Here is a 21,464-nt window from a genome sequence, read left to right on the forward strand (position 1 = left end):
AGCCACCGAACATTCTGGAATGATCGCTGAATATCCTGTCGGACATTCGAGACTGACGGACAGTGACTGATGCCCCCCATCGATCAAATCACCGCCTTCGCATCGGACCAGCCGATCCTGACGGTCATCATCGGCGTGTTCGCCCTCGTCCTGCTGGTCGCGGCGTATTTCGCGCTCCGTGCCACCCAGCGCGTGGCGGTCCGCTTCTACCATCGTCACATCGCACCCCGTCCGGCCGAGGACATCCTCACCATCGTCGCCGCGAGCATCGCGACGGGTGTCTCCGCGCAGGGCATGTGGCGTTTCTCCGGTGACGTGCTCGGCTTCGACGGCCCCCTGCGGCTGCTGCTCTTCGCCTTCATCGAGGTCGCCGTCATCACCAGCGCCGTCCGGGCGCGCCGCAACATGCGGGAGAACTTCTCCGCGGGCATCGACGGCGTCGCCGTGTGGGCGCTCACCGGTCTGACGGCCGTGCTGTCGAGCATGGACGCCCGCAGCGTCGCCGAGGCCGTCTTCCGGCTCGCCGCACCCCTGGTGGCGGCGTGGCTGTGGGAGCGCGGCATGGCGATCGAACGCCACCGCATCACGGGGCGTTCCCGCATCAACTGGCGGATCACCCCGGAGCGGGCGCTGGTCCGCGTCGGGCTGGCCGAGGTGAGCGACCGCACGGCGAGCGAGGTGGACGCCCACCGCAGGCTGACCCGGGTCGCGCTGGCGGCCAAGCGTGCCCGCGCGCTCCGCGCCTCGGGCGCGTCCGACAGGAAGATGCGCGTGGCCCTCACCAAGCTGGACCGTGCCATGGACCGGGCGGTGGAGCACAGCGGCCTGGCGGTCGACTCCGCCAGGCAGGAGGCCCTGCTCTCCCAGATCGGCGCCCTCTACAACACCTCCGCCCTGATCGACCTGACCCCGCCCGTGCCGTGGGCCCCCGCGCCCGAGGAGCCGCCCGCGCGTCCCGCGGTGGCCGCGGGCTCGTCCTCGCGGCTCGGGGACGACGATGACGACGACGAGCTCCAGGTGCTGGACGCCCCGCCGCCGGTCGTCGACACGGCGCAGCGCGCGGCCCTGATGCGCGCCGCGCGGGAATACTGGGACAAGCAGATCGAGCGGAAGTTCGTGCCCCGCGCGTCCGACATCGCCCACGAGACCGGGGTCTCCCTGGCCACCGCCCGTGAGTACCGCGCCCTGTGGAAGCTGGAGCCCAAGGCTCACGCGCTACTGGAGGCCGCCTTCCACGAGCACGGGATCATCGACACCGGCACCTTCCCGGCGATCGAGACCGAGCAGGTCCTCACCGTGAACGGGTCCTCGCCCGGTCGTTGACCCCGCCGTCGAGCCCGTTTGATCCCGTTCGATTCCGCCGCTCGCCCGGCCGGCCTGAGATCAGGCCGACCGGGCGAGCGGTGAGGCGGCCCCGCGTACGGTGGCCGACCGGTCAGGTGGGCCCGCTTTAGGTAACCGGCAGGTCAGGCCGACTCGCGCACGATGAGGGTCGTGGGCAGTATGACCGGCTCCAGGCGCTCCGCGCCGTCGATCAGGGCGAGCAGCAGGCGGACGGTCTCCTCCGCGACCCGTTCCAGGGGCTGGCGGACGGTGGTGAGCGGCGGGTGGGTGGTGAGCGCCACCGCCGAGTCGTCGAAGCCGCCCACCGCGACGTCCTCCGGCACCCGCCGCCCCGCGGCGCGCAGGGCCGAGAGCGCGCCCGCGGCCATCAGGTCGGAGGCGACGAACACCGCGTCGATGTCGGGGGAGCGCTCCAACAGTCTGGCCATCGCGCTCTCCCCGCCCAGTTGGGTGTAGTCGCCGTGCTCGATGAGCCTCCTGCCGGCCTTCCTGCCGAGGATGTCGGCGAAGCCCTCCAGCCGTAGCGCGCCGCCGGGGGTGTCGAGCGGGCCGGTGATGGTGGCGATCCGCCGGTGGCCGCGCTCCACCAGGTAGCGCGTCATCTGCCGGGCGCCCTCGCGGTCGTCGGCGGCGGCGTACGGGATCACGTTCTCCCTGCCGATGACCGCCCCCTGGGCGACGGCGGCCACCGGAATGTCCAGCAGCGCGTCCACCAGTTTGTCACCGGCGTGGGTGGAGACCAGGAAGACCCCGTCGGCGTGGCCGCCGCGCAGGTAGCGGATCACCCGGTCGCGGTCGCCGTCGTTCCCGGCGATCATCATCACGAGCGACACGTCCCGCTCGGCGAGCCGCCGGGTGGCGGTGCGCAGCAGCACACTGAAGGTGGGATCCTCGAACAGCCGCTCCTGCGGCTCCGACAGGACCATCACCACCGAGCCGGTCCGCTGGGTGACCAGGCTGCGGGCGGCCCGGTTGAGCACGTAGCCCGTCTCGGCGATGGCCCGCTTGACGGCGGCGTGCGCGGCGGGGCTGACGTACCGGTCGTCGTTGAGGACCCGGGACACCGTTCCCCGGGACACCCCCGCCACCGCCGCGACGTCGTGAATGGTCGGACGCTTCGCCATGCTCCCCATTTTCCCCTCGACCGGCCGCCGATCGGCCGGGCCGTCAGCTTTTCACGGCCCCGCCGGCCAGGTCGGTCCTCCAGTGGCGCTGCATCGTGAGGAAGAGCGCGATCAACGGGATGATCGAGAGCAGTGTGCCGGTGAGGATCAGGTTGTAGAGCGAGGGCTGGTTGGCCCCCGCGGCGAGCAGGGTGTAGAGCCCGACGGTGAGCGGAAACCTCTGGTCGTCGCCCAGCATGATGAACGGCAGCAGGAAGTTGTTCCAGATCGCGACGAACTGGAACAGGAAGATGGTCACCATGCCGGGCAACATGAGGGGCAGGGCTATCCGGCCCAGCAGCAGCCGGTGCCCGGCACCGTCGATGCGCCCGGCCTCCAGCAGCGCGTCGGGGACGGCGGCGGTGGCGTAGACGCGGGCGAGATAGATGCCGTACGGACTCAGGATCTGCGGGAGCAGGACCGACCAGTAGGTGTCGGCGAGCCCGATCCGGGAGAACAGCAGATACTGCGGGATGGCGAGCACCACGGCGGGCACCAGGACGCCGCCGAGCAGCAGGTTGAAGATCAGGTTGCGCCCCGGGAAGCGGTACTTGGCCAGGGTGTAGCCGGAGACGGCGGAGACGGCCGTGGACAGCAGGGCGCCGCCGCCCGCGTACAGCAGCGTGTTGAGCATCCACAGCCAGAACACGCCGTCACGGTAGGCGGCGAGGTCGGCGAGGTTGGACAGCAGCCCGGTGCCGGGGGCAAAGGTCGAGGTGGAGAACAGCTCGGCCTTCGACTTGCTGGACGCCACCAGCACCCAGCTGACCGGCAGCAGGCAGTAGAGCGCGCCCAGCAGCAGGATCGCGGTCGGCGCGATCCCGGCCGGGCGTCGGCGTCGGCGGCGGGTCCCGGTGAGGGGTGTGGTGGCCATCAGCCCTCCCCGAAGGCGCGGTCGCGGACGACGCGCAGGAAACCGAACGACAGGACGAGGGAGATCGCCGCGATGACGATCGAGGTGGCGGCGGCCGAGTAGAGGTCGCCGGTGACGAAGGCGTCGCGGTAGACCTTCATGAGCGGGCTCCAGGTCGAGCTGATCGTGTTGGTGAGCGGCCGCAGGGTGGTCGGCTCGGTGAACACCTGGATCGTGGCGATGATGGAGAAGACCGTGGTCAGGATGATCGCGGGCAGCAGGATCGGGACCTTGACCCGCAGCGCTGTCTGGATCTCGCTCGCCCCGTCGATCCTGGCGGCCTCGTAGTAGGTCCTGGGTACGGCCCGCAGCGCGGTGTAGAGGACCAGGGTGTTGAAGCCGACGCCGCCCCAGACGGCCACGTTCGCCATGGACAGCACCACCGTGCCCGCGCCGAGCAGGTCGATGTCGAGCACCTGGCGGATCGGGCTGAGGCTGGGCAGGTAGAGGAAGCCCCACAGCAGGGTCGCGGCCACGCCCGGCACCGCGTACGGCAGGAAGAGGGAGATCCTGGAGAAGCGGGCGAGCCGCACGTGCGCCGAGTCCAGCAGCAGCGCGAACAGCAGGGCGAGCCCGAGCATGACGACGAGCACCAGCAGGCCGTAGGCCAGGACGCGCAGCCAGCCGGCCCACAGCTCGCCGTCGGCGAGCGTCGCCGCGTAGTTGTCGAGGCCTGCGAAGACCTCGCGGCGGGACCCCTTGCCCAGGCCCAGCCCCGAGACCTTCGTGCGCCGCAGGCTGAGGTAGGCCGTGTAGGCGATGGGGAGGGCCATGAAGAGCGTGAACAGCGCCATGGCCGGTGCGAGGAGGAGGTAGGGGACGGCGCTCGCGGTGCGAACGCCGCCGCCGGGGCGTCGTGTCATCGGGTGAGCTGGAATCCGGACTTCTGCATGTCGGCGACCGTCGCGTCCTGCATCTTCACGAGGGCGTCGGAGAACGCCGACCTGTCCTGCAGGGCCTTGTCGAAGGCGTCCTTGAAGGCGTTGTAGGTCACGTTGACGTTCGGGCCGAAGGTGAAGCCGCGGGCGCCGCCCGCGATCGTGGCGGTCTGCTGCCAGAAGTCGGGCTGGTTGGAGAAGTATTCGGGGGCCCCACCGAGCATGGTGCCGCCCTTGGTGGCCGCGGGATAGAGCGCGCCCTCGGAGACGAGCAGGCCGAGCGCCTCGGGGGCGGTGTTGAGCCAGGTCGCGAACTTCGCGGCGGCGGCCAGGTGGGGGGACTTGGCGGAGACCGCGGTGGAGGAACCGCCCCAGAAGCCGCTCGCGTTCTCACCGGCGTTCCACTGCGGCAGCGGGGCGATCGCCCACTTCCCCTTCGCCTTGGGGGCGTTGCTGGACAGCACGCCAGGCGCCCAGACCGCCGAGGGCCAGGTGAGCAGCCTGCCGTCGTTCAGCGCCTTGTTCCACTCGGGGGTGAAATAGGGCTGGTCGTCGATGGCGCCCTCGGAGACGAGACCGCCCCAGTAGTCGGCGACCTTCCTGGTGGCCTCGTCGTCGACGGCGACCTTCCAGGACTCGCCGCTGATCGACCACCACTGGGCGCCCGCCTGCTGGGCGAGGCCGACGAAGGAGCCGGGGTCCTTGCTGGAGAAGGTCCCCAGGAAGACCTTGGGGTCCTTCTTCCGCACGGTGCGGGCGGCCTCGGCGTACTCGTCCCAGGTCTTCGGCACCTCGATGCCGTACCTGTCGAACAGGTCCTGGCGGTAGTAGAGCATCATCGGGCCGCTGTCCTGGGGGAGCGCGTAGACGGCGTCGGTGCCGAGCGTGACCAGTCCCCAGACGCCCTCGCCGAACTCGCCCTTCGCCGCGCCGGCCTCGCCCGAGAGGTCGGCCACCGCGTCGGCGGCGACGAAGGAGGGCAGCATCTGGTACTCGGCCTGGACGAGGTCGGGAGGGTTTCTCGCCTTGGCGGCGGTGAGGAACTTGGCGGCCGCGTCGTCGCCGCCGGCCTGCTTGCTGACGGTGACCTGGATGTCGGGGTTGGTCTGGTTCCAGACCGTCACGATCTTGTCCATGTTGGGGACCCAGGTCCAGTAGGTGAGCTTCACCGGCCCGGCGGGGGCCGAACTCCGCGCGTCCGGGGCGGCCGCCTCCTGGGGGGTGCCCGAGCACCCGGCGGCCAGGGCGGCGGCGAGGAGCGCGGTCGCCACCGCTATGAGCCGGTTCATCTGCATGTGTTCCTCCGTGGGGGGTCCGTGTGGGAGTTCATGACAGGTTCATGACGGGTTTATGACAGGGGCGTCGGCCGCTGGGAGGCCGCAGGGCGGGGCCGCCGGTGAAGTCGGCGAGAGAGGCCGAGGCCGCTGGCACCTCTCTGGGAACGTTCACAGACTGAAATCAGCCGGGAGGCGCTGTCAATGCCCGTTACGTTCTTGTTAACCCGCTGATGTACCGGGAATCTCGGCACTGGCCTTCCGGGGGCATCGGTCGTACATTACTGTGCACGTTCACAGAAATCGTTCGAGGGGGAGTCGTTGCCCGGATATCCCGCCCTGCCAGAGGGCATCGCGTACGGCGGGGACTACAACCCCGAGCAGTGGCCGGAGGAGGTCTGGCGCGAGGACGTCCGGCTGATGCGCGAGGCCGGGGTGAACCTGGTCAGCCTCGGGGTGTTCAACTGGAGCATGCTGGAGCCCGCCGAGGGGGTCCACGACTTCGGCAGGCTGGACAGGATCGTCGACCTGCTGCACTCCTGGGGCATCATGATCGACCTCGCGACGCCGACCTCGTCCCCGCCCACCTGGTTCAGGACGGCCCACCCCGGCGCCCGCCTGGTCGACCGCGAGGGCCGCGTCGTCGCCGGAGGCTCCCGGCACAGCTTCTGCCCGAGTTCCCCCGAGTACGCCGCCGCCTCCGAGCGAATCGCCGAGCGGCTCGCCGAGCGCTACGCCGGGCATCCGGCGGTCGCGATGTGGCACGTCCACAACGAGTACGGCTGGGCCAACGCCCGCTGCTACTGCGAGACCTCGGCCGAGGCGTTCCGCGACTGGCTGCGCGAGCGGCACGGGGACGTGGCGGCGCTCAACGCCGCCTGGGGGACCACGTTCTGGGGGCTGACCTACGGCTCGTTCGAGGAGGTGGAGCCACCGAGGCTCGCACCGCCCGGCCAGCTGACGGCCCTGCAGCTCGACTACGCGCGCTTCTCCGTCGACGCGCACATCGCCAACTTCCGCCGCGAGCGCGACGCCATCCGCCGCTTCGGGGACCAGCCGGTCACCACCAACTTCATGATCGCCAACTGTGAGCCGATGGACTACTGGCGGTGGGCGGGCGAGGTGGACGTCGTCTCCAACGACCACTACCTCGACGCCGGGCGGGCCGAGAACCACATCGAGCTGGCCATGGCCGCCGACCTCACCCGCTCGGTGGCGGGCGGACAGGCGTGGATGCTCATGGAGCACTCGACCGGCGCCGTCAACTGGCAGCCGCGCAACCTCGCCAAGCGGCCGGGGGAGATGCGGCGCAACAGCCTCGCCCACGTCGCCCGGGGATCGGACTCGGTGCTGTTCTTCCAGTGGCGCGCCTCCCGGCACGGCGCGGAGAAGTTCCACTCGGCGATGCTGCCGCACGCCGGGACGGACTCCGGCCTCTGGCGCGACGTGGTCGCCCTCGGCGCCGACCTGCGCGGGCTGGCCGACCTGCGCGGCTCCCGCGTCGAGGCCGAGGTCGCGCTCGTGTGGGACTGGGAGTCGTTCTGGGCGCTGGAGCTGGAGTGGCGCCCCTCGGTCGACCTGCGCTTTCGCGAGCGGATGGAGTCCTACTACGAGGCGCTCTGGCGCGAGCACGTCACCGTCGACTTCGCCCACCCCGGCGCCGACCTCTCGGCGTACCGGATGGTCGTCGTCCCCAGCTCCTACCTGCTCACGGAGGCGGCGGGCAAGAACCTGCGCCGCTACGTGGAGGCGGGCGGGCACCTGGTCGTCTCCTACTTCTCGGGAATCGTCGACGAGAACGACGCCGTCCATCCCGGCGCCCCTCCCGGCGCGCTGCGCGACGTGCTCGGCCTGTCGGTGGAGGAGTTCCACCCGCTGCCGGAGAACGGCACGGTGCCCGTCGGCGACGACGGCCTGACCGGCCGGATCTGGTCCGAGCGGATCCGCCTCGCCGGGGCGCGCGCCGTCCACGCCTTCACCGGCGGGCCGGACGCGGGCCACCCCGCGGTGACCCGCCACGAGCTGGGCGCGGGCACCGCCTGGTACGTCGCCACCGCGCTCGACCCGTCCCCCGACCACACCTCCGGCCCCGGCGGTCCCGAAGGCCGCCGCGACCCCGGCGACCCCGGCGACCCCGGCGACCCGGCGGGCGGCACGGGAACGGGTGCCGGGCGGGATCTGCGCGCGCTCCTCCGCACGGTCCTCGACCTGGCGGGCGTGTCCCGCCCGCGCGGCCTGCCCGACACCCTGGAACTCGTACGCCGGGGGCGCTACCTCTTCCTCATCAACCACGGCGAGGAGCCGGTCACCGTCCCGGAGGTGAGCGGGACCGGGATGCTCGACGGCGCCGCGTACACCGGGTCGGCGACCGTGCCCGCCGGCGGCGTCACGGTCGTCGAGCCGACCGCAGACGCGTGATCGTCCCCGGGGTCGCGCCCGCCACCTGAGCGCGGCACCCGGGGTCTTCGGGGATCGTCCACATCACTCCTGACCAAGTGAGGACCCATGAAGAAGATCCTGGTGGCACTGCTGGCATGTGCCGCCGCCGTCCTGGTGCCGTTACCGGCCCGAGCCGCGCCCACGGTCGCCAACGGCGGCTTCGAGACCGGGGGCGGCGTCGCCGCGCCGGTCTCGTGGAGCACCGCGGGCAACGCCTCCGCCGACTTCACCGAGGCCGGCGGTCGCACGGGCTCCTACCGCCTGTCGCACTGGTCCACCGCCGCGTACACCGTCGAGACCAACCAGACGCTGACCGGCCTGGCCTCGGGCACCTACACCCTCCGCGTCTGGGTGAGGTCGGGGGCGATGAGCCAGAGCTGGATCGCGTTGCGCAACTGCGGCTCCGCCGAGAGGCGGACCCACACGCCGGTCAGCTCCTCGGAGTGGATCCAGATCGCCGTCACCCAGAACGTGACGGGCGGGCAGTGCACGATCTCCCTCGGCTCCGCGGCGGCGGCGGGCGGCTGGGCCAACTTCGACGACGTCACCTTCGCGGCGGGGTCGGCGACGCTGGCGGTGAAGGGCGCCGACACCTCAAGCCTGCCCAAGTCGGAGGCGTACGGGGGCAGGTACCACGACGCCGGGGGCGCGCGGGGCGACGCCCTCGCGATCCTGGCGGCGGCCGGAGCCAACTACGTCCGGCTGAAGGTGTGGGTGAACCCGGCCGACGGCTACAACAACAAGGCGCGGGTGCTGGCCATGGCGCAGCGGGTCAAGGCCAGGGGGATGCGCCTGCTCGTCGACTTCCACTACTCCGACACCTGGGCCGACCCCGGCAAGCAGTACAAGCCGGCCGCATGGAACGGATACACGTTCGCGCAGCTCAAGACGGCCGTCTACAACCACACCTACGACGTGCTGAACGCGCTGAAGGCGCAGGGCACCACCGCGGACATGGTCCAGGTCGGAAACGAGATCAACGACGGCATCCTCTGGGAGGACGGCCGCAGCTCCAACTTCGGCAACCTCGCCCAGCTGCTCAACTCGGGCTACAGCGCGGTCAAGGCCGTCTCGTCCTCGACCAAGGTGGTGCTGCATCTGGCCGAGGGCGGCGACAACGGGCTGTTTCGCTGGTGGTTCGACAGCGCCGCGGCGCACGGCGTGAACTACGACGTGATCGGCGTCTCCTACTACCCCTACTGGCACGGCACGCTCGGCGCCTTCCAGTCCAACATCAACGACATCGCGTCCCGCTACGGCAGGCCCGTCCTGCTCGCCGAGACCGCCTACCCCTTCACCACGGGCAACGACGACGGCCTCGCCAACATCATCACCGCGGCGACCCCGTACCCCGGATACCCGGCCTCACCGGCGGGCCAGTCGGCGATGCTGCGCGACGTGATGAGCATCGTGCAGGCCGTGCCGGGCGGGCGCGGGCTCGGCGCGGTGTACTGGGAACCCACCTGGACCGCGGTGACCGGGAACGGCTGGGACCCGGCCGACCCGTCGTCGGGTAACGGCTGGGAGAACCAGGCACTGTTCGACTTCGCCGACAGGGCGCTGCCCGCGCTCACCCAGTTCGCCCACCAGTGACCCTCACGGCGGCACGTCCGAGACCTTTCCGGCGTGCCGCCGTGAGATGTCATCGCACGTCAGGGCCGCGGCCGGTGCCTCACCGCGGCTACGCCCCTGCGGCTCGATCTCCTGTCTCGAGTCCGGCTCGGGTCAGGATGTCCTCGTGGGCGGCGATCGCCTCGGCGCGGAGGCGGGGCAGGTCGACGCCGACCAGGACGCCGCCGCGCTTGCGGATCACGCCGGCGACGAGCACCGTGTCGACGTCGGCCCGGTCGGCCGAGGAGACCACCGTGGCCGCCGGGTCCCGCAGGGGGAGGGTACGGATCGAGTCGGCTCGGACGAGGAGGACGTCAGCCGCCTTGCCCGGGGTGAGGGTGCCGGTTCGGTCGCCGAGGCCGCAGGCTCGGGCACCGTCGAGGGTGGCCAGCCGCAGGACATCGCGGTGGGTGAGCGTCGGGGTGAAAGGATCCTCCGGGTTCTCGGGCAACGCCTCGGCGCGGCCAAGGGCGAGTGCCATCCGCAGCTGGGTGAACATGTCGCCGGGCGAGGTGGTGACCGTGTCGATGCTGAGCGTGGGGGCCACGCCGTGCGCGAGCATCGCGGTGATCCGCGGCAGGCCGTGGCCCATCACCAGTTCGACGTACGGCGCGATCGAGACCGTGCCTCCGGAGTCGGCGATCATCGCGATTTCGTCGTCGGTGCTGGTCGTGCAGTGGATGAACGTGGTGTTCTCGCCGAGCAGGCCGAGCCGGTGCAGGGAGCGGATCGGGTGGCCGGTCGCGCCGCCTGAGCGCATCGCGGTGTGCACCGAGACGCGGACGCCGAGGTCACGCGAGAGGTTCCAGTCGTTTACGGCGACCTCGTCGACGACGTTGCCGGGCTGGCGGAGCGCGAGCGCCATCGTGAGCAGGCCGTCGTCGGAGGGGAAGTGCTCGGCTCTGATCCGGCGGGCGTCGGCCGGGTGGTTGAGCTCGCTGCGGTACCACCACTGGCCGCCGGCCGGCATGCCGTGTGCGTACATCGCCCGGATGCCGGCCTGCCGCAGGCCCTCGATCGCTCCGTCGGCGTGGTCCGGGGTCTCGCTCGGCGACCAGTCGACCATGGTCGTGATGCCGGCGTCGAGCGCGTCGAGGGCGCCGACGTAGTTGCCCAGCCGCATCAGCTCGGGGGTGTAGGCCGGGGCCACGCTGTTGAAGATGGTCCCCATGAACTCCCCGAGCGTGCAGCTCGGCAGCAGGCCGCGGACCAGCGACTGGTAGGTGTGACGGTGGGTGTCGACGAAGCCGGGAAGCACGACGGTGCCGGTCGCGTCGAGGATCTCCGCGTCCGCGGCGGACAGGTCGGGACCGATCTCGGCGATCCGCCCGTCGACCACGAGGACATCGCCGTCGACGTCGCCCAGCGCCGGGTCCATGGTCACCACGTGGCCACCGCGGATCAGCAGTCGGCTCATCGGCCCTCCTCCAGGACTGCGGCCAGTTCGCCGCTCGCGTGCACGGGCCGGCCGCCGAGCAGGGTCAGCTCCGACTCCAGTGTAAGGATCTTGTTCAGGTCGACGGTGAAGTAGTCGTCGGAGAGCACCGCGAGGTCGGCGCGGAAGCCCGGTTCCAGCGCGCCGATCTCGTGCTCGGCGAAGCAGTTCCAGGCGCTGCCGCGCGTATAGAGGCGCAGTGCCTCGTCGCGGTCGAGCAGGTTCTCGTCGGCGACGATCCGGTCGCCACCGATGGTGCGGCCGGTCAGGTAGAAGTGCAGCGAGGTGAACGGGTCGTAGGAGGCGCCGCGCATCGCGTCGGTGCCTGCGCTGACCGGAACCCCGGCGTCGAGCAGGGCGCGCAGCGGGGGCGCGTCGCGGACCCGGTCGGCGCCGAACGCGCCCACCACCTGGTCGCCGAGGAAACGCAGCAGGCTCTGGGTGAGGACGCCGAGTCCGAGTGCGCGGATGCGTCCCACCTGCGCCGAATTGATCATCTCGCCGTGCACGATGCCCCACCGCAGCGGTGCCAGCGGATGGCGGGCGTTCACCTCCTCGCAGGCCGCGATGACGGTCTCGATCACCTCCGGCCGGTGCGCGTGCATCTGTACCGGCCAGCCACCGGCCGCCAGGTCGGTGAAGACGCGGATCAGTTCGGCCCGGTCGGCGTCGGTCACGTCGACCCGGGTGTGCACCCGGTCGTGCAGGCCGTACAGCACGACCTCGCCGAAGCCGAGCAGCCGGAGCGTTCCGCTGCCGTGCCGGGGGCGACCGTAGCGCAGGTATCCGGCGATCTCCTCGGCCTCGCGCCCACGCGCCGACGCGTGCACGGTCAGGAACGTCCGCACGGTCAGGTCACCGCGCCGGTCCACCTCGTACACGGCCTCGTAGACGTCCGGGCCGGTGTTCACGCCGCCGCCGTCGATCAGCGCGGTCACCGCGAAGCGGTTGAGGTCGCGGGAGAGCCGGGCGGTCGAGGCGATCTGGGCTTCCAGTGTCTCCTTGGGCAGCCGGGCGTAGAGCCATTTGCAGCCCTCCATGCCCAGCACCCGGCCGGTCGGCCGGCCTTGGCCGTCCCACTCGAACAGGTGCGCTCCGGCCGCGCGGGCGGTCTCGGCGGTGAGACCGGCGGCGCGCATTCCCGCGGTGTTGACCTGGGCCCAGTCGTACATCATCTGCACGAAGACGGGGCGATCCGGCGAGACCTCGTCCAGTTCGGCGAGATTCGGTCCGCGTCCTTCCGGGAACTGGCGTTCGTGCCAGCCGCCGATCACCAGCACCCACTCGCCCGGCGTCCGGGTGCCAGCCGCCTCGGCGATGGTCCGCAGACCGGCGGCGAGGCTGGGGCAGCGTTCCCAGCGCAGCTCCGAGTTCCAGGTGAGCCCGGCCCGCACGAAGTGGATGTGGTTGTCGACCAGGCCGGGGATCACGCAGCGGCCTCCCAGGTCCACGACCCGGGTGTCGGAGTCGGCGTACCGGCGGATCTCGTCGGTGCTCCCGGCCGCGAGCACCCGCCCGGCGCGTACGGCGAGGCCACTCACCCGCCGCCCGCCCGCGCTGGTGGTGATGTCGCCGTCGACCAGGATGAGATCGGCCGTCATCGGGCGATCCTCGGCTCGCCCAGCAGCGGGCTGGTCAGCAGGTACATGCCGGAGTTCGTGAAGGCCCAGACCAGGCGGCGGTCCCACTCCACGAAGATGCTCTCGGTCGGCACGAGATAGGAGCGCGGGTCGCCCAGCTCGTCGGTCATCTTCGGCACGAAGTACCCTGCCAGGGCCGGTCGGCGGACGTCTGTGAGGTCGAACATCTGAACACCCGCGTTGCCGAAGGAGTACAGCGTGAGGTTGGGGTCGGCCGTCCCGGGGTGGGCGTTGGAGCCGAAGCGTTTGGGACCGAACTTGCCCCGCCGGAACACGAAGTCCTGGTAGGGCGCTCCGGCCGGCGGAACCGGCCGGGGGAACGTCGCCACGATGTGCGGATTCGCCGGGTCTTTGACGTCGATCACGTAGATGTCCTTGTACGGCTCGTACCCGTCCTCGTTCATCGGGCCGCCGTTGACGAACACGACGCCGTGGCTGGTCACCCGGCTCGTGTCCACCACGTCGCCTTCGATGCCGGCCCAGCTGTGCGGCAGGTCGAGATGGCCGCTGACCAGTGGGCGGCGCGGGTCCGCGAGGTCGAGCACGTACAGCCCGAGGCCGCCCATGACCGCGTAGCCGTACCGGCCGCCCTGCTCCAGGGGCACCGGCACCGACATGGGCACCCGCGCGCCGATCCACGAGGTCCGGTTGCCGTGCCTGCTCCACGACTCGTAGGCGCCGGTCTCACCCGCCCGCTGGCCGGGCACCCACCAGGTGGACAGGAGCTTCGGGTGCGCCGGATCCTCCATGTCGTACACGAGCTGTGCGGGTGTGTACGGGTAGGTGGCGAACTCCTGGTTGATGAACGTGTCGTCGGGGGCGGCGGCGATGAACATGTAACGGCCGCCGTCGTAGGCGGGCGTGTCCACTCCGCCGGAACCCTGATGGATCCCGGTGGCCGGGTCGACCGGGCCGGTCGGCACCTCGGCGAGCAGCTTCCAGTCGGTGGGGCTGGTCAGCTCGTAGACCCGGAAGCCGCGGAATCCGGGCGCCGCCATCAGCCGGGGCAGCACGGCGGGGTCGGCGTACTTGTCGGAGTCGGGCCCGTAGGTGCGCGGCACCTCGAAGCACTGCACCAGGATCCAGGCGTCCCGCTCCTTGTTGTAGGCGATGGCCGCCGCCCCGAACTCGCCGTCCCCGGGGCCGTACCGCTTTTCGAGCACCAGGTCGCGGGCCGTCGGGTCGGTGATGTCGTAGACGTTGAGAGCCTGTCGGTAGTAGTGGAACATGTAGCGTCGGCCGCCCATGTCGACGACGTTCTGCCAGGTGTGGGTAAGCCTGACGACCGTGGGCCAGCGGGCCTCGACGGTCATGTTGGAGGTGTACTCGCGGTCCTCCAGGTGATCCAGGCTCTGCGGCAGGGGCCGCGGTCCGCTCACGTACGGTGTGCTCTGCGGATGGACGAAGAGCCGGCGCTGTTCGTCCCACCCATAGTCCTTCGTGGTCAACGTTCATCCCCTCTACTGTGGACCGGCCACGCTCATCAGCGCGCGGACGCGTTCGCGGTCGCCGTGGAAGCCGGCGGGGTCGGTGTGCCAGGCGATCTCGCCCTTGACCATCACCGCGACGTTGTCGGCGAGTTCGAGTGCCAATCGCACGTTCTGTTCGACGAGCAGGACGGTGATGCCGTCCTCGCGCAACGCGCGGACGACGTCGGCGACCTGCCGCACCACCATCGGGGAGAGCCCGTCGGACGGCTCGTCGAGCAACAGCAGGCGCGGGTTGGTCAGCAGTGCCCGGCCGATCGCGAGCATCTGCTGCTCGCCGCCGGAGAGCTGGTCGCCGCGGTTGCCCCGCCGTTCCCGCAGCCGTGGCAGCAGTTCGTAGAGCCGCTCCAGCGTCCAGGGCCCCGGCCGGTTGCGGCGTATGGCGATGCGCAGGTTCTCCTCGACCGTCAGCGGGCTGAACACCCGCCGCCCCTGGGGCACCAGCGCGATGCCGGTCGAGGCGATCCTGTCGGTCCGCTCGCGGGTCAGCTCCCGCCCGGCGAACACGACACTGCCCGAGTACGCCCGTACGAGCCCGATCACCGACATGACCAGCGTCGACTTGCCGACCCCGTTTCTGCCGAGCACCGCCAGCACGGTGCCTTCTTCGATGGTCACGTCGACGCCCTGCAGCACCACGCTCCCGTCGTATCCGGCGCGCAGATCGCGTACCTCCAGTAGCGGGCTCACGGGGTCTCCTTCAGGTCGTCGTCGGTCGCCGACCAGGACAGATACGCCTCCTGGACGGCCGGGTCCGCCGACACCTCGGCCGGTGTGCCGGTGGCCAGGAGCTTGCCGTGGTGCAGTACGGAGATGTCGGTCGCCAGGCTGAACACGACGTCGAGGTCGTGCTCGACCACGATCACCGTCAGGTCGCCGGGAAGCGTCTTGACCAGCTGGACGAAGGCGTCCGACTCGGTCGCCGACATACCGGCCGTGGGCTCGTCGAGCAGCAGCAGGCGGGGCTTGGAGGCGAGCGCCAGGGCCAGCTCCAGCTGACGGCGCTCGCCGTGGGACAACGATGACACGAGGTCATCGCTCCGCTCGGCCAGGCCCACCGCGGTGAGACATTCCCCGGTGGCGGCGGTCCGGTCCGCGTACCGGACGGCGCCGCGCCACCACACGGTGCCGATGCCCTGCACCCGCTGGGCGGCGAGCGCGACGTTCTCGGCGACCGTGAGCGACATGAAGACGCTGGAGTGCTGGTAGGTCTGGGCGATCCCCATCCGGACCCGGCGCGGCTGGGAGTAGCGGGTGACGTCGTCGTCGAAGTAGCGGATCCGGCCGTCGGTCGGGCGGACCTCGCCGGAGAGCAGCTTGAACATCGTGGACTTCCCGGCGCCGTTGGGTCCGATCAGCGCGTGCCGGGCCCCGGCGCGGACCGTCAGCGTCACGTCGTCGACCGCGCGCAGCGCGCCGTACGCCCGGGTCAGGCCATCCAGCCGTAGTGCGGCGGTCATACCCGCTCCTTCCGTGGCGGCTCGGCGGTCGCGGTCGCGGGCGGGCGACGGCGCAGCGGGTTGCGGATCCCGGCGAAGCCGTCCGGCAGCGTGTAGACCACCACCACGAGCACCACGCCGAGGACGACGGGGCCGAGGCCCTGCATGGAGATCGGCAGCATGTTCTGCGCGACGATGATCAATGCGGAGCCGGCCACCGCGCCCCAGAGGCTTTGCGACCCGCCGACGATCAGCGCGAGCAGTGCCAGCGCCGAGGTGTGGAAGCTCATGTCGGACGGGGAGATGAACAACATCTGGGTCACCCACAACGACCCGGCCACGCCGGCGAACGCGCCGCTCACGGTGAACGCGGCGTACTTGTAGAGGGCGGTGCTGTAGCCGAGCGCGCGCATCCGCGGTTCGTTGTCGCGCACGCCGCGTAGCGCCCGGCCGAACGGCGAGCGGATCAGCAGCGCGATGAGGGCCGCCATGATGAGCACGGCTCCGGCGATGTACCAGTAGACGACGGCGATGTGCCGCAGCACGACGCCGGGCAGCAGTGTCAGTGCCGGGATGTTCGCGAGGCCGTCGGAGCCGCCGGTGAGGCTGACCCGCGCGATGGCCACCAGCGCGAGCAACTCGCCGATGGCCAGCGTCAGCATCAGCACGTACGTGCCCCTCACCCGGACGAGCAGCCAGCCGGTGGCGGCGGCGACCAGCGCCCCGGCCACCGCCGAGATCACCAGCAGCGTGGGTGCGCTGGTGGTCAGGTGGCCGGCCAGCAGGGCGGTCACGTAGCCGCCGACGCCGAAGAAGCCGGCCTGCCCGATGGTCGGCACTCCGGCGATGCCCATGAGCAGGACGATGCTCATCACCATGAGGGAGAAGGCCAGGATCTGGGTGAGGGTGGACACCGCGTACGGGCCGAGCAGGAACGGTGGCGCGGCGGCGGCCAGCACGAGCAGTGGCGGGACGAGCATCGGTGGGACGAGCGCGCCCGTGGCCGGACGTTCGAGGATGTTCATGTGGTCGCCTCCGCTCGGCCAAGGAGGCCGTGCGGCCGCACGACCAGGACCAGCGCCATCGCGCCGAATATGAGAAACGGGGCGACCTCCGGCGCGAGGGCCGTGCCGAGGGTCTGCACCTGACCGATCAGCAGGCCGCCGATCAGCGCGCCGCGAGCCGAGCCCATCCCGCCGATGACCACCACGACCAAGGCGATCAACAGGACATGGCCGTCGAGTCCGGGAGCGGCGCCGAGCATCGGGCCGCCGAGGACACCGGCCACCACGGCGAGTGCGGAGCCGGCGGCCAGCACGCCGTAAAGGATCTTCCGGGTGTCGATGCCGAGCGTGCTGACGATGTCGGCGTCGGCGACGATGGCCCGCACGACGGCGCCCATCATCGTGCGCTCCAGGATCACCTCGGCCAGCAGGGCGATGAGCAGCCCGAAGCCGATCAGCACCAGCCGGTAGACCGGGTAGGGGTTGCCGAGGATCGTGACGCTGCCGTCCAGGCCTGCCGGTGCCGGAACCGAGCGCACATCCGCGCCGAAGATCCACAACAGCAGGCTGGACCCGGCCAGCGAGATGCCGAGTGTGAGCAGTGCCTCCGCCATGTGGCCGCGGCGGGTCAGCAGCCGGGTCATCGTGGTGAGCCCGACCCCGGCCAGTGCGCCGACGACCAGCGCGATGCTGAGCGCCAGCACCCACGACAGCCACGCGCCGCTCGGTGCCACCACCACGGCGGCGACATAGGCGCCGGCGAGGAAAAGCGTGCCGTGCGCCAGGTTCAACAGGTTGAGCATGCCGAACACGAGCGACAGACCGACGGCCAGCGTGTAGAGCAGTAGCCCGTACGCCAGTCCGTTGATCACCGTGATGAGGTTGGCGTCGAACCATTGCGTTACTACGGACACGTTCCTCCCTTCAATGGATGCCTCATTGATGCCTGTGGCGGGCGGCGCGTCCTGTCGGGACGCGCCGCCCGCGGGCTTTTCAGGACTTCTTGCCGTCGCTGGAGTAGACGCCCAGGACCTCGAGCACCTCGTCGCTCATGACACCGTCGGTGTCGGTGGCCCGCCGCAGGTAGATGGTCTGGCTGGGTGCCTGGAAGGTGTCGAAGCGCCAGGTCCCGCGCGGCGTTTCGACATCACCCACCTTGCCCAGCGCCGCGTTGACGGCGTCTCCGGTGATCGCGCCGTCGCCGATCGACGCGATCGCCTTGTCCAGCACCGCGGCCGAGGCGTACTGGGCCTCGGAGTAGACGGACGGCCGCGCGTTGAACTTGGCCACGTACGCGTCGACGAACTCCTTGTTGACCGGGGTGTCGATGCCCGGGCTGTAGATCGAGTTCGTCAGCACGCCGGCGGCGGCCGAGCCCTGCGCGGCGAGGTTGCCCTCGGTCAGCGCCTGGTTACCGTAGAGCGTCGCCTGGTCCTTGAGACCGAACTGGCCGTACTGGGTCACGAACTTGGCGGCCTCGGCGCCGGCGTAGAACGCGTACACCGTGCCGGCCTTGCTCTTCTTGATCTCCGACAGATATGGCTGGTAGTCCTGGGTGTTGCCGAACGGGGTGAACGTGGTGCCGACGACCTCGACTCCGCCGGCCTCCAGGCCGGCCTTGACGTCGTCGATGATGTCGCGGCCCTGCTTGTAGTCCGCGCCGATCAGGTAGGCGGGCTTGTCCTTCGCCTGGGCCACGAGGTAGTCCACGATGGATTTGTTCATCATCGGATTGGTCCAGCCGACCCGCCACCAGAACGGGTTGTCGGCGACCTGGCCGGTGGAGACGACCGGGATCTTCGCGTCGGAGAAGACCGTGGCCACGCCGACGGCCGTGGCGCTGTTGACGATGCCGGTGACGACGCTCACCTGCTCCTGCTGCACGAGCCGCCGGGCGGCGGCCGTGCCGGTCTGCGGGGTGCTGCCCTCGTCGACCGTGACCAGGTCGACCTTGCGGCCACCCAGTTCGCCGTTGTTCTTGTCGAGGTAGATCTGCATCGCTCGATCGAGGTCGGTGCCGATCGAGGCGTAGATGCCGGACTTCGGCACCATGAACCCGATCTTGATCGAGTCGCTCGTGCCGGTTGATTCGGCACTCTCGCCGCCCGCGACGGTGCTGCCGCCGCAACCGGTCAGGGCGAGCGCGAGCGCGAGCGCGGCGATCCCCGATGCGGCCCCTCTGCCTGTCATGTCGTTAGCTCCCTGTGCTGTGGCACGGCCGGTTCCCTCCTACGGTCGGAGCCGGTGGCCACGCCCGTAACGATGCCTGACTTTGGTGCCTATTTATCTTCGGGTAAATACCGGTTTGGGTAATTATGTCGCTTCAAAGTGCCCTAGTGGCCATGTGGCTTAGCCAATTTAAGCGGATGGTCCGCCCCTGGTGTCAAGGTCGCCAACGGCTCGTTACCAAGCCGTAGCTACCGTCGACGGCCACGTATCCGGGTTCGAGGAACGCCTCGACGCCGGCCCGGGGCCACCCGTCGCGTGCGCCGCGACGACTGCCGCGAGCATGTCCCCGACCGTGCCGCCGGCGACCCCGGCGATGGCCTCGGCCGTCGCCGGGGTGGTCACCGGGACGTGATCGGCCGCCTCGACCCGCTAGCCCGCGACGAATGTTCCGGTCGACACGTCCACCGGAATCGCAGCGCTCACGTGGAGTCGGGCCGCAGACCGGCGTTGGCCGCCTGCACGTCGTACATGGACAGGAAGTCGTCGTCGCGGTGGCCCTGCCCGATCGCGGCCTGGATGATCTGGTGCACCAGGCTCGCCACCGGCATCGGCACCTCGTGGGCCCGGGCGGCGCCGAGGCCGAGATCGAAGTCCTTGCGCAGCAGCGCGGTCGTGAAGGTCGGACGCCAGTCCCGTTCCAGCAGGTCGGGTGTGCGGTGACGGACCCACTCGGAGCCGAGCACGGTGCCGCCGAGGAACTCCAGGAACGCGGCCCTGTCCACGCCGCCCTTCTCGGCCAGCGTCACCACCTCCACCAGGGACTCGACCATCATCCCCAGGTAGAGGTTGTGGCAGACCTTGACCAGCCGGCTCACCTCTCCCGGACCGGCGTAGACCGCGCTCTGGCCGATCGTCTCCAGCAATGGCCGGACCAGGTCGAAGCTCTCCCGGTCGCCCGACGCCACCAGGCGCGCGTCCCCGGCGGCGACCACATGCGGGTTCCCGCTCACCGGGGAGGCCACGAAACGCACGCCGCGCGCGACCGACTCGGCGCGCGCTTCGGCCGACGCCTCCGCGGAGACGGTCGAGCAGTCGACCACCGTGCCCGGCAGGGCTGTTCCCGCGTAGAGGCGGCGCAATACCTCGTGCAGGTCGTCCGAGGTCGAGACCATGATGAACACGACATCACAACCGCCCAGGTCGGACACCTCGTCGGCGACCGTCGCGCCGCGTGGCACCAGCGCCTCCGCCTTGGCCCGCGTACGGTTCCAGACCCGCACCGGGAGGTGGGCGTCCAGCAGGCGGCCGGCCATCGCCGTGCCCATCCGTCCAGCGCCGATCCAGCCGATCTCTGTCATCTTTTCTTCTCCGCTCACAGTAGGTCGGCGCCTCGCGTATACCGGATGCCCGTCACGTACAGTTGGTCGGCCGGGAATCGGGTGAGCAACTGGCAGCCGTCCGCGGTCACCACGACCTCCTCCTCGATGCGCGCGGCGGCGCTGCCGTCCGGCGTCGGCCAGTAGGTCTCGATCGCGAAGACCATGCCTTCCTGCAACGTCACCGGATGCTCGAAGGAGTGGTATCGGCTCATCAGCGGCCGCTCCCAGTTGGACAGGCCGAGCCCGTGGCAGTACTGGAGCCCGAACGCCTCCTCCTCGTTGGCGTACCCGAACTCCTGAGCGGCCGGGAAGTGCCGGACCACGTCGGCCGAGGTCGCGCCGGGACGGATCTCGGCGATCGCGTTGTCCATGAACTCCCGGGCCCGCCGGTACGCCTCCACCTGGGCCAGGCTGGCCCCTCCGACGTTGAACGTCCGGTAGTAGCAGGTCCGGTAGCCGTTGAAAGAGTGGATGATGTCGAAGTACGCGGTGTCGCCGGGCCGGATCAGGCGGTCGGAGAACACGTGCGGGTGTGGGCTGCAGCGGCCGCCCGAGATGGAGTTGACCGCCTCGACCTCCTCTGAGCCGTGTTCGTAGAGGTAACGGTTGACCAGCGCCACGCAGTCGTTCTCGCGGATGCCCGGCCGCAGGGTGCGGAACAGTTCCTCGTAGGCCCCGTCCACCAGGCCGGCCGAATGGTCCAGCAGGGCGATCTCGTCGGGGGTCTTGACCGCGCGGACGTCCTGCATGAACGAGTGCCCGTCAACGATGGTGAGACCGGCGCCCTCCAGGGCGCGCAGCACCGGCAACTCGACCACGTCGACACCGATCGGCTCGCCGGCCAGGCCGTGGTCGCGGAGCAGTTGGGCGATCCTGGCCGCGTTGCCCCGCTCGACACCCACCTCCTCGGGAATCGAGCCACGCCAGCTGGACAGGCCCGCCTGCCAGCTCTCCTTGCCGAACCAGGTCGCGAACCGCTGGTGTGTGCGCGCGGCCGAACCGATGTCCCACAGGATCGGCTCCTGGTCCCGCATCACCAGCGCGCACCGGAAAAGCTTGTCGCGCGCCCAGTTCCCGATGTGCGTGCCGGTCGTGTAGCGGATGTTGTTCATGTCGAACAGAACAAGCGCGCCCAGGTCGGACCGGGCGAACGCGTTCTGCACCTTGGCGAAGCGCTCCCTGCGGAGCCGGTCGAAATTGACTCGCTCCTCCCAGTCGACGCCCATGGTCGCGCCGAGCGAGGCGATCGAGCCGGTCTCCGCCGGTGGAGCATAGAAATTGGTCACAGG

The 21,464-nt window shown here is 70.4% G+C and carries 17 protein-coding genes; 3 read left to right on the top strand and 14 right to left on the bottom strand.

What is annotated here, in order from left to right:
* Positions 1-69: 69 nt before the first annotated feature.
* Positions 70-1,323: a hypothetical protein gene (locus ACIBH4_RS24390; protein WP_362767889.1), complete on the top strand. Its 1,254-nt coding sequence runs from the start codon at positions 70-72 to the stop codon at positions 1,321-1,323.
* Between the two features lie 143 nt (positions 1,324-1,466).
* Here ACIBH4_RS24390 and ACIBH4_RS24395 read toward each other — a convergent pair whose 3' ends face one another.
* From ACIBH4_RS24395 to ACIBH4_RS24410, 4 genes are read right to left on the bottom strand one after another with little or no spacing between them, the layout of a single operon-like run.
* Positions 1,467-2,468: a LacI family DNA-binding transcriptional regulator gene (locus ACIBH4_RS24395; protein ID WP_362516418.1), complete on the bottom strand. Its 1,002-nt coding sequence runs from the start codon at positions 2,466-2,468 to the stop codon at positions 1,467-1,469.
* Positions 2,469-2,511: 43 nt separating this feature from the next.
* The gene (locus tag ACIBH4_RS24400) at positions 2,512-3,381 is read right to left on the bottom strand and encodes a carbohydrate ABC transporter permease (RefSeq protein ID WP_362516415.1); all 870 of its coding nucleotides are present in this window, start codon (positions 3,379-3,381) and stop codon (positions 2,512-2,514) included.
* Positions 3,381-4,283, bottom strand: coding sequence for a sugar ABC transporter permease (locus ACIBH4_RS24405; protein ID WP_362516413.1), 903 nt, complete (start codon positions 4,281-4,283; stop codon positions 3,381-3,383). Before ACIBH4_RS24405 ends, ACIBH4_RS24400 begins: the two co-directional genes overlap by 1 nt.
* Entirely contained in the window at positions 4,280-5,587 is a 1,308-nt protein-coding gene (locus ACIBH4_RS24410; RefSeq protein WP_362767892.1) for an extracellular solute-binding protein, read from the bottom strand. Before ACIBH4_RS24410 ends, ACIBH4_RS24405 begins: the two co-directional genes overlap by 4 nt.
* 306 nt (positions 5,588-5,893) lie before the next feature.
* Between ACIBH4_RS24410 and ACIBH4_RS24415 the strand changes: the two genes are divergently transcribed.
* Positions 5,894-7,990, top strand: a complete 2,097-nt coding sequence (locus ACIBH4_RS24415; protein WP_362767895.1) for a beta-galactosidase — start codon at positions 5,894-5,896, stop codon at positions 7,988-7,990.
* 87 nt (positions 7,991-8,077) lie between these two features.
* Positions 8,078-9,604 carry an arabinogalactan endo-1,4-beta-galactosidase gene (locus tag ACIBH4_RS24420; RefSeq protein ID WP_362767898.1) on the top strand — a complete coding sequence of 509 codons (1,527 nt, stop codon included), beginning with the start codon at positions 8,078-8,080 and terminating at the stop codon, positions 9,602-9,604.
* Between the two features lie 88 nt (positions 9,605-9,692).
* Here the strand turns inward: ACIBH4_RS24420 and ACIBH4_RS24425 are convergent, their stop codons facing one another.
* From ACIBH4_RS24425 to ACIBH4_RS24470, 10 genes are all read right to left on the bottom strand, one after another.
* Positions 9,693-11,039 (bottom strand): amidohydrolase family protein, encoded by a 1,347-nt coding sequence (locus ACIBH4_RS24425; RefSeq protein WP_362767901.1) that lies wholly within the window; start codon positions 11,037-11,039, stop codon positions 9,693-9,695.
* Positions 11,036-12,658, bottom strand: a complete 1,623-nt coding sequence (locus tag ACIBH4_RS24430) for an amidohydrolase (RefSeq protein WP_362516402.1) — start codon at positions 12,656-12,658, stop codon at positions 11,036-11,038. Before ACIBH4_RS24430 ends, ACIBH4_RS24425 begins: the two co-directional genes overlap by 4 nt.
* On the bottom strand, positions 12,655-14,145 hold the full coding sequence (locus tag ACIBH4_RS24435; protein WP_362767904.1) for a hypothetical protein: 1,491 nt from the start codon (positions 14,143-14,145) through the stop codon (positions 12,655-12,657). Before ACIBH4_RS24435 ends, ACIBH4_RS24430 begins: the two co-directional genes overlap by 4 nt.
* Before the next feature lie 12 nt (positions 14,146-14,157).
* A complete protein-coding gene (locus ACIBH4_RS24440; RefSeq protein WP_362516398.1) occupies positions 14,158-14,874 on the bottom strand; it encodes an ABC transporter ATP-binding protein in 717 nt (238 codons plus the stop codon).
* Positions 14,871-15,644: an ABC transporter ATP-binding protein gene (locus ACIBH4_RS24445; protein WP_362516395.1), complete on the bottom strand. Its 774-nt coding sequence runs from the start codon at positions 15,642-15,644 to the stop codon at positions 14,871-14,873. Before ACIBH4_RS24445 ends, ACIBH4_RS24440 begins: the two co-directional genes overlap by 4 nt.
* Positions 15,641-16,648: a branched-chain amino acid ABC transporter permease gene (locus tag ACIBH4_RS24450; protein WP_362767906.1), complete on the bottom strand. Its 1,008-nt coding sequence runs from the start codon at positions 16,646-16,648 to the stop codon at positions 15,641-15,643. The genes ACIBH4_RS24445 and ACIBH4_RS24450 overlap by 4 nt, the downstream gene beginning before the upstream one ends.
* The gene (locus ACIBH4_RS24455) at positions 16,645-17,541 is read right to left on the bottom strand and encodes a branched-chain amino acid ABC transporter permease (protein ID WP_362516390.1); all 897 of its coding nucleotides are present in this window, start codon (positions 17,539-17,541) and stop codon (positions 16,645-16,647) included. The genes ACIBH4_RS24450 and ACIBH4_RS24455 overlap by 4 nt, the downstream gene beginning before the upstream one ends.
* A gap of 79 nt (positions 17,542-17,620) precedes the next feature.
* Positions 17,621-18,817: an ABC transporter substrate-binding protein gene (locus ACIBH4_RS24460; protein WP_362767909.1), complete on the bottom strand. Its 1,197-nt coding sequence runs from the start codon at positions 18,815-18,817 to the stop codon at positions 17,621-17,623.
* Positions 18,818-19,275: 458 nt separating this feature from the next.
* Positions 19,276-20,154 (bottom strand): NAD(P)-dependent oxidoreductase, encoded by an 879-nt coding sequence (locus tag ACIBH4_RS24465; protein ID WP_362516386.1) that lies wholly within the window; start codon positions 20,152-20,154, stop codon positions 19,276-19,278.
* 14 nt (positions 20,155-20,168) lie between these two features.
* Complete coding sequence (locus ACIBH4_RS24470; protein ID WP_362516384.1) at positions 20,169-21,461, bottom strand: Xaa-Pro peptidase family protein; 1,293 nt, start codon at positions 21,459-21,461, stop codon at positions 20,169-20,171.
* Between the last annotated feature and the right edge of the window lie 3 nt (positions 21,462-21,464).

Origin of the sequence: Streptosporangium sp. NPDC050284 (assembly GCF_044459525.1) — a bacterium.
In the GTDB taxonomy this organism is placed as follows: domain Bacteria; phylum Actinomycetota; class Actinomycetes; order Streptosporangiales; family Streptosporangiaceae; genus Streptosporangium.

Coding starts and splice junctions, on each gene's coding strand:
- ACIBH4_RS24445 (WP_362516395.1), bottom strand. CDS start 15,644: ATGACCGCCGCACTACGGCTGGATGGCCTGACCCGGGCGTACGGCGCG.
- ACIBH4_RS24430 (WP_362516402.1), bottom strand. CDS start 12,658: ATGACGGCCGATCTCATCCTGGTCGACGGCGACATCACCACCAGCGCG.
- ACIBH4_RS24425 (WP_362767901.1), bottom strand. CDS start 11,039: ATGAGCCGACTGCTGATCCGCGGTGGCCACGTGGTGACCATGGACCCG.
- ACIBH4_RS24460 (WP_362767909.1), bottom strand. CDS start 18,817: ATGACAGGCAGAGGGGCCGCATCGGGGATCGCCGCGCTCGCGCTCGCG.
- ACIBH4_RS24465 (WP_362516386.1), bottom strand. CDS start 20,154: ATGACAGAGATCGGCTGGATCGGCGCTGGACGGATGGGCACGGCGATG.
- ACIBH4_RS24400 (WP_362516415.1), bottom strand. CDS start 3,381: ATGGCCACCACACCCCTCACCGGGACCCGCCGCCGACGCCGACGCCCG.
- ACIBH4_RS24420 (WP_362767898.1), top strand. CDS start 8,078: ATGAAGAAGATCCTGGTGGCACTGCTGGCATGTGCCGCCGCCGTCCTG.
- ACIBH4_RS24390 (WP_362767889.1), top strand. CDS start 70: ATGCCCCCCATCGATCAAATCACCGCCTTCGCATCGGACCAGCCGATC.
- ACIBH4_RS24410 (WP_362767892.1), bottom strand. CDS start 5,587: ATGAACCGGCTCATAGCGGTGGCGACCGCGCTCCTCGCCGCCGCCCTG.
- ACIBH4_RS24395 (WP_362516418.1), bottom strand. CDS start 2,468: ATGGCGAAGCGTCCGACCATTCACGACGTCGCGGCGGTGGCGGGGGTG.
- ACIBH4_RS24450 (WP_362767906.1), bottom strand. CDS start 16,648: ATGAACATCCTCGAACGTCCGGCCACGGGCGCGCTCGTCCCACCGATG.
- ACIBH4_RS24405 (WP_362516413.1), bottom strand. CDS start 4,283: ATGACACGACGCCCCGGCGGCGGCGTTCGCACCGCGAGCGCCGTCCCC.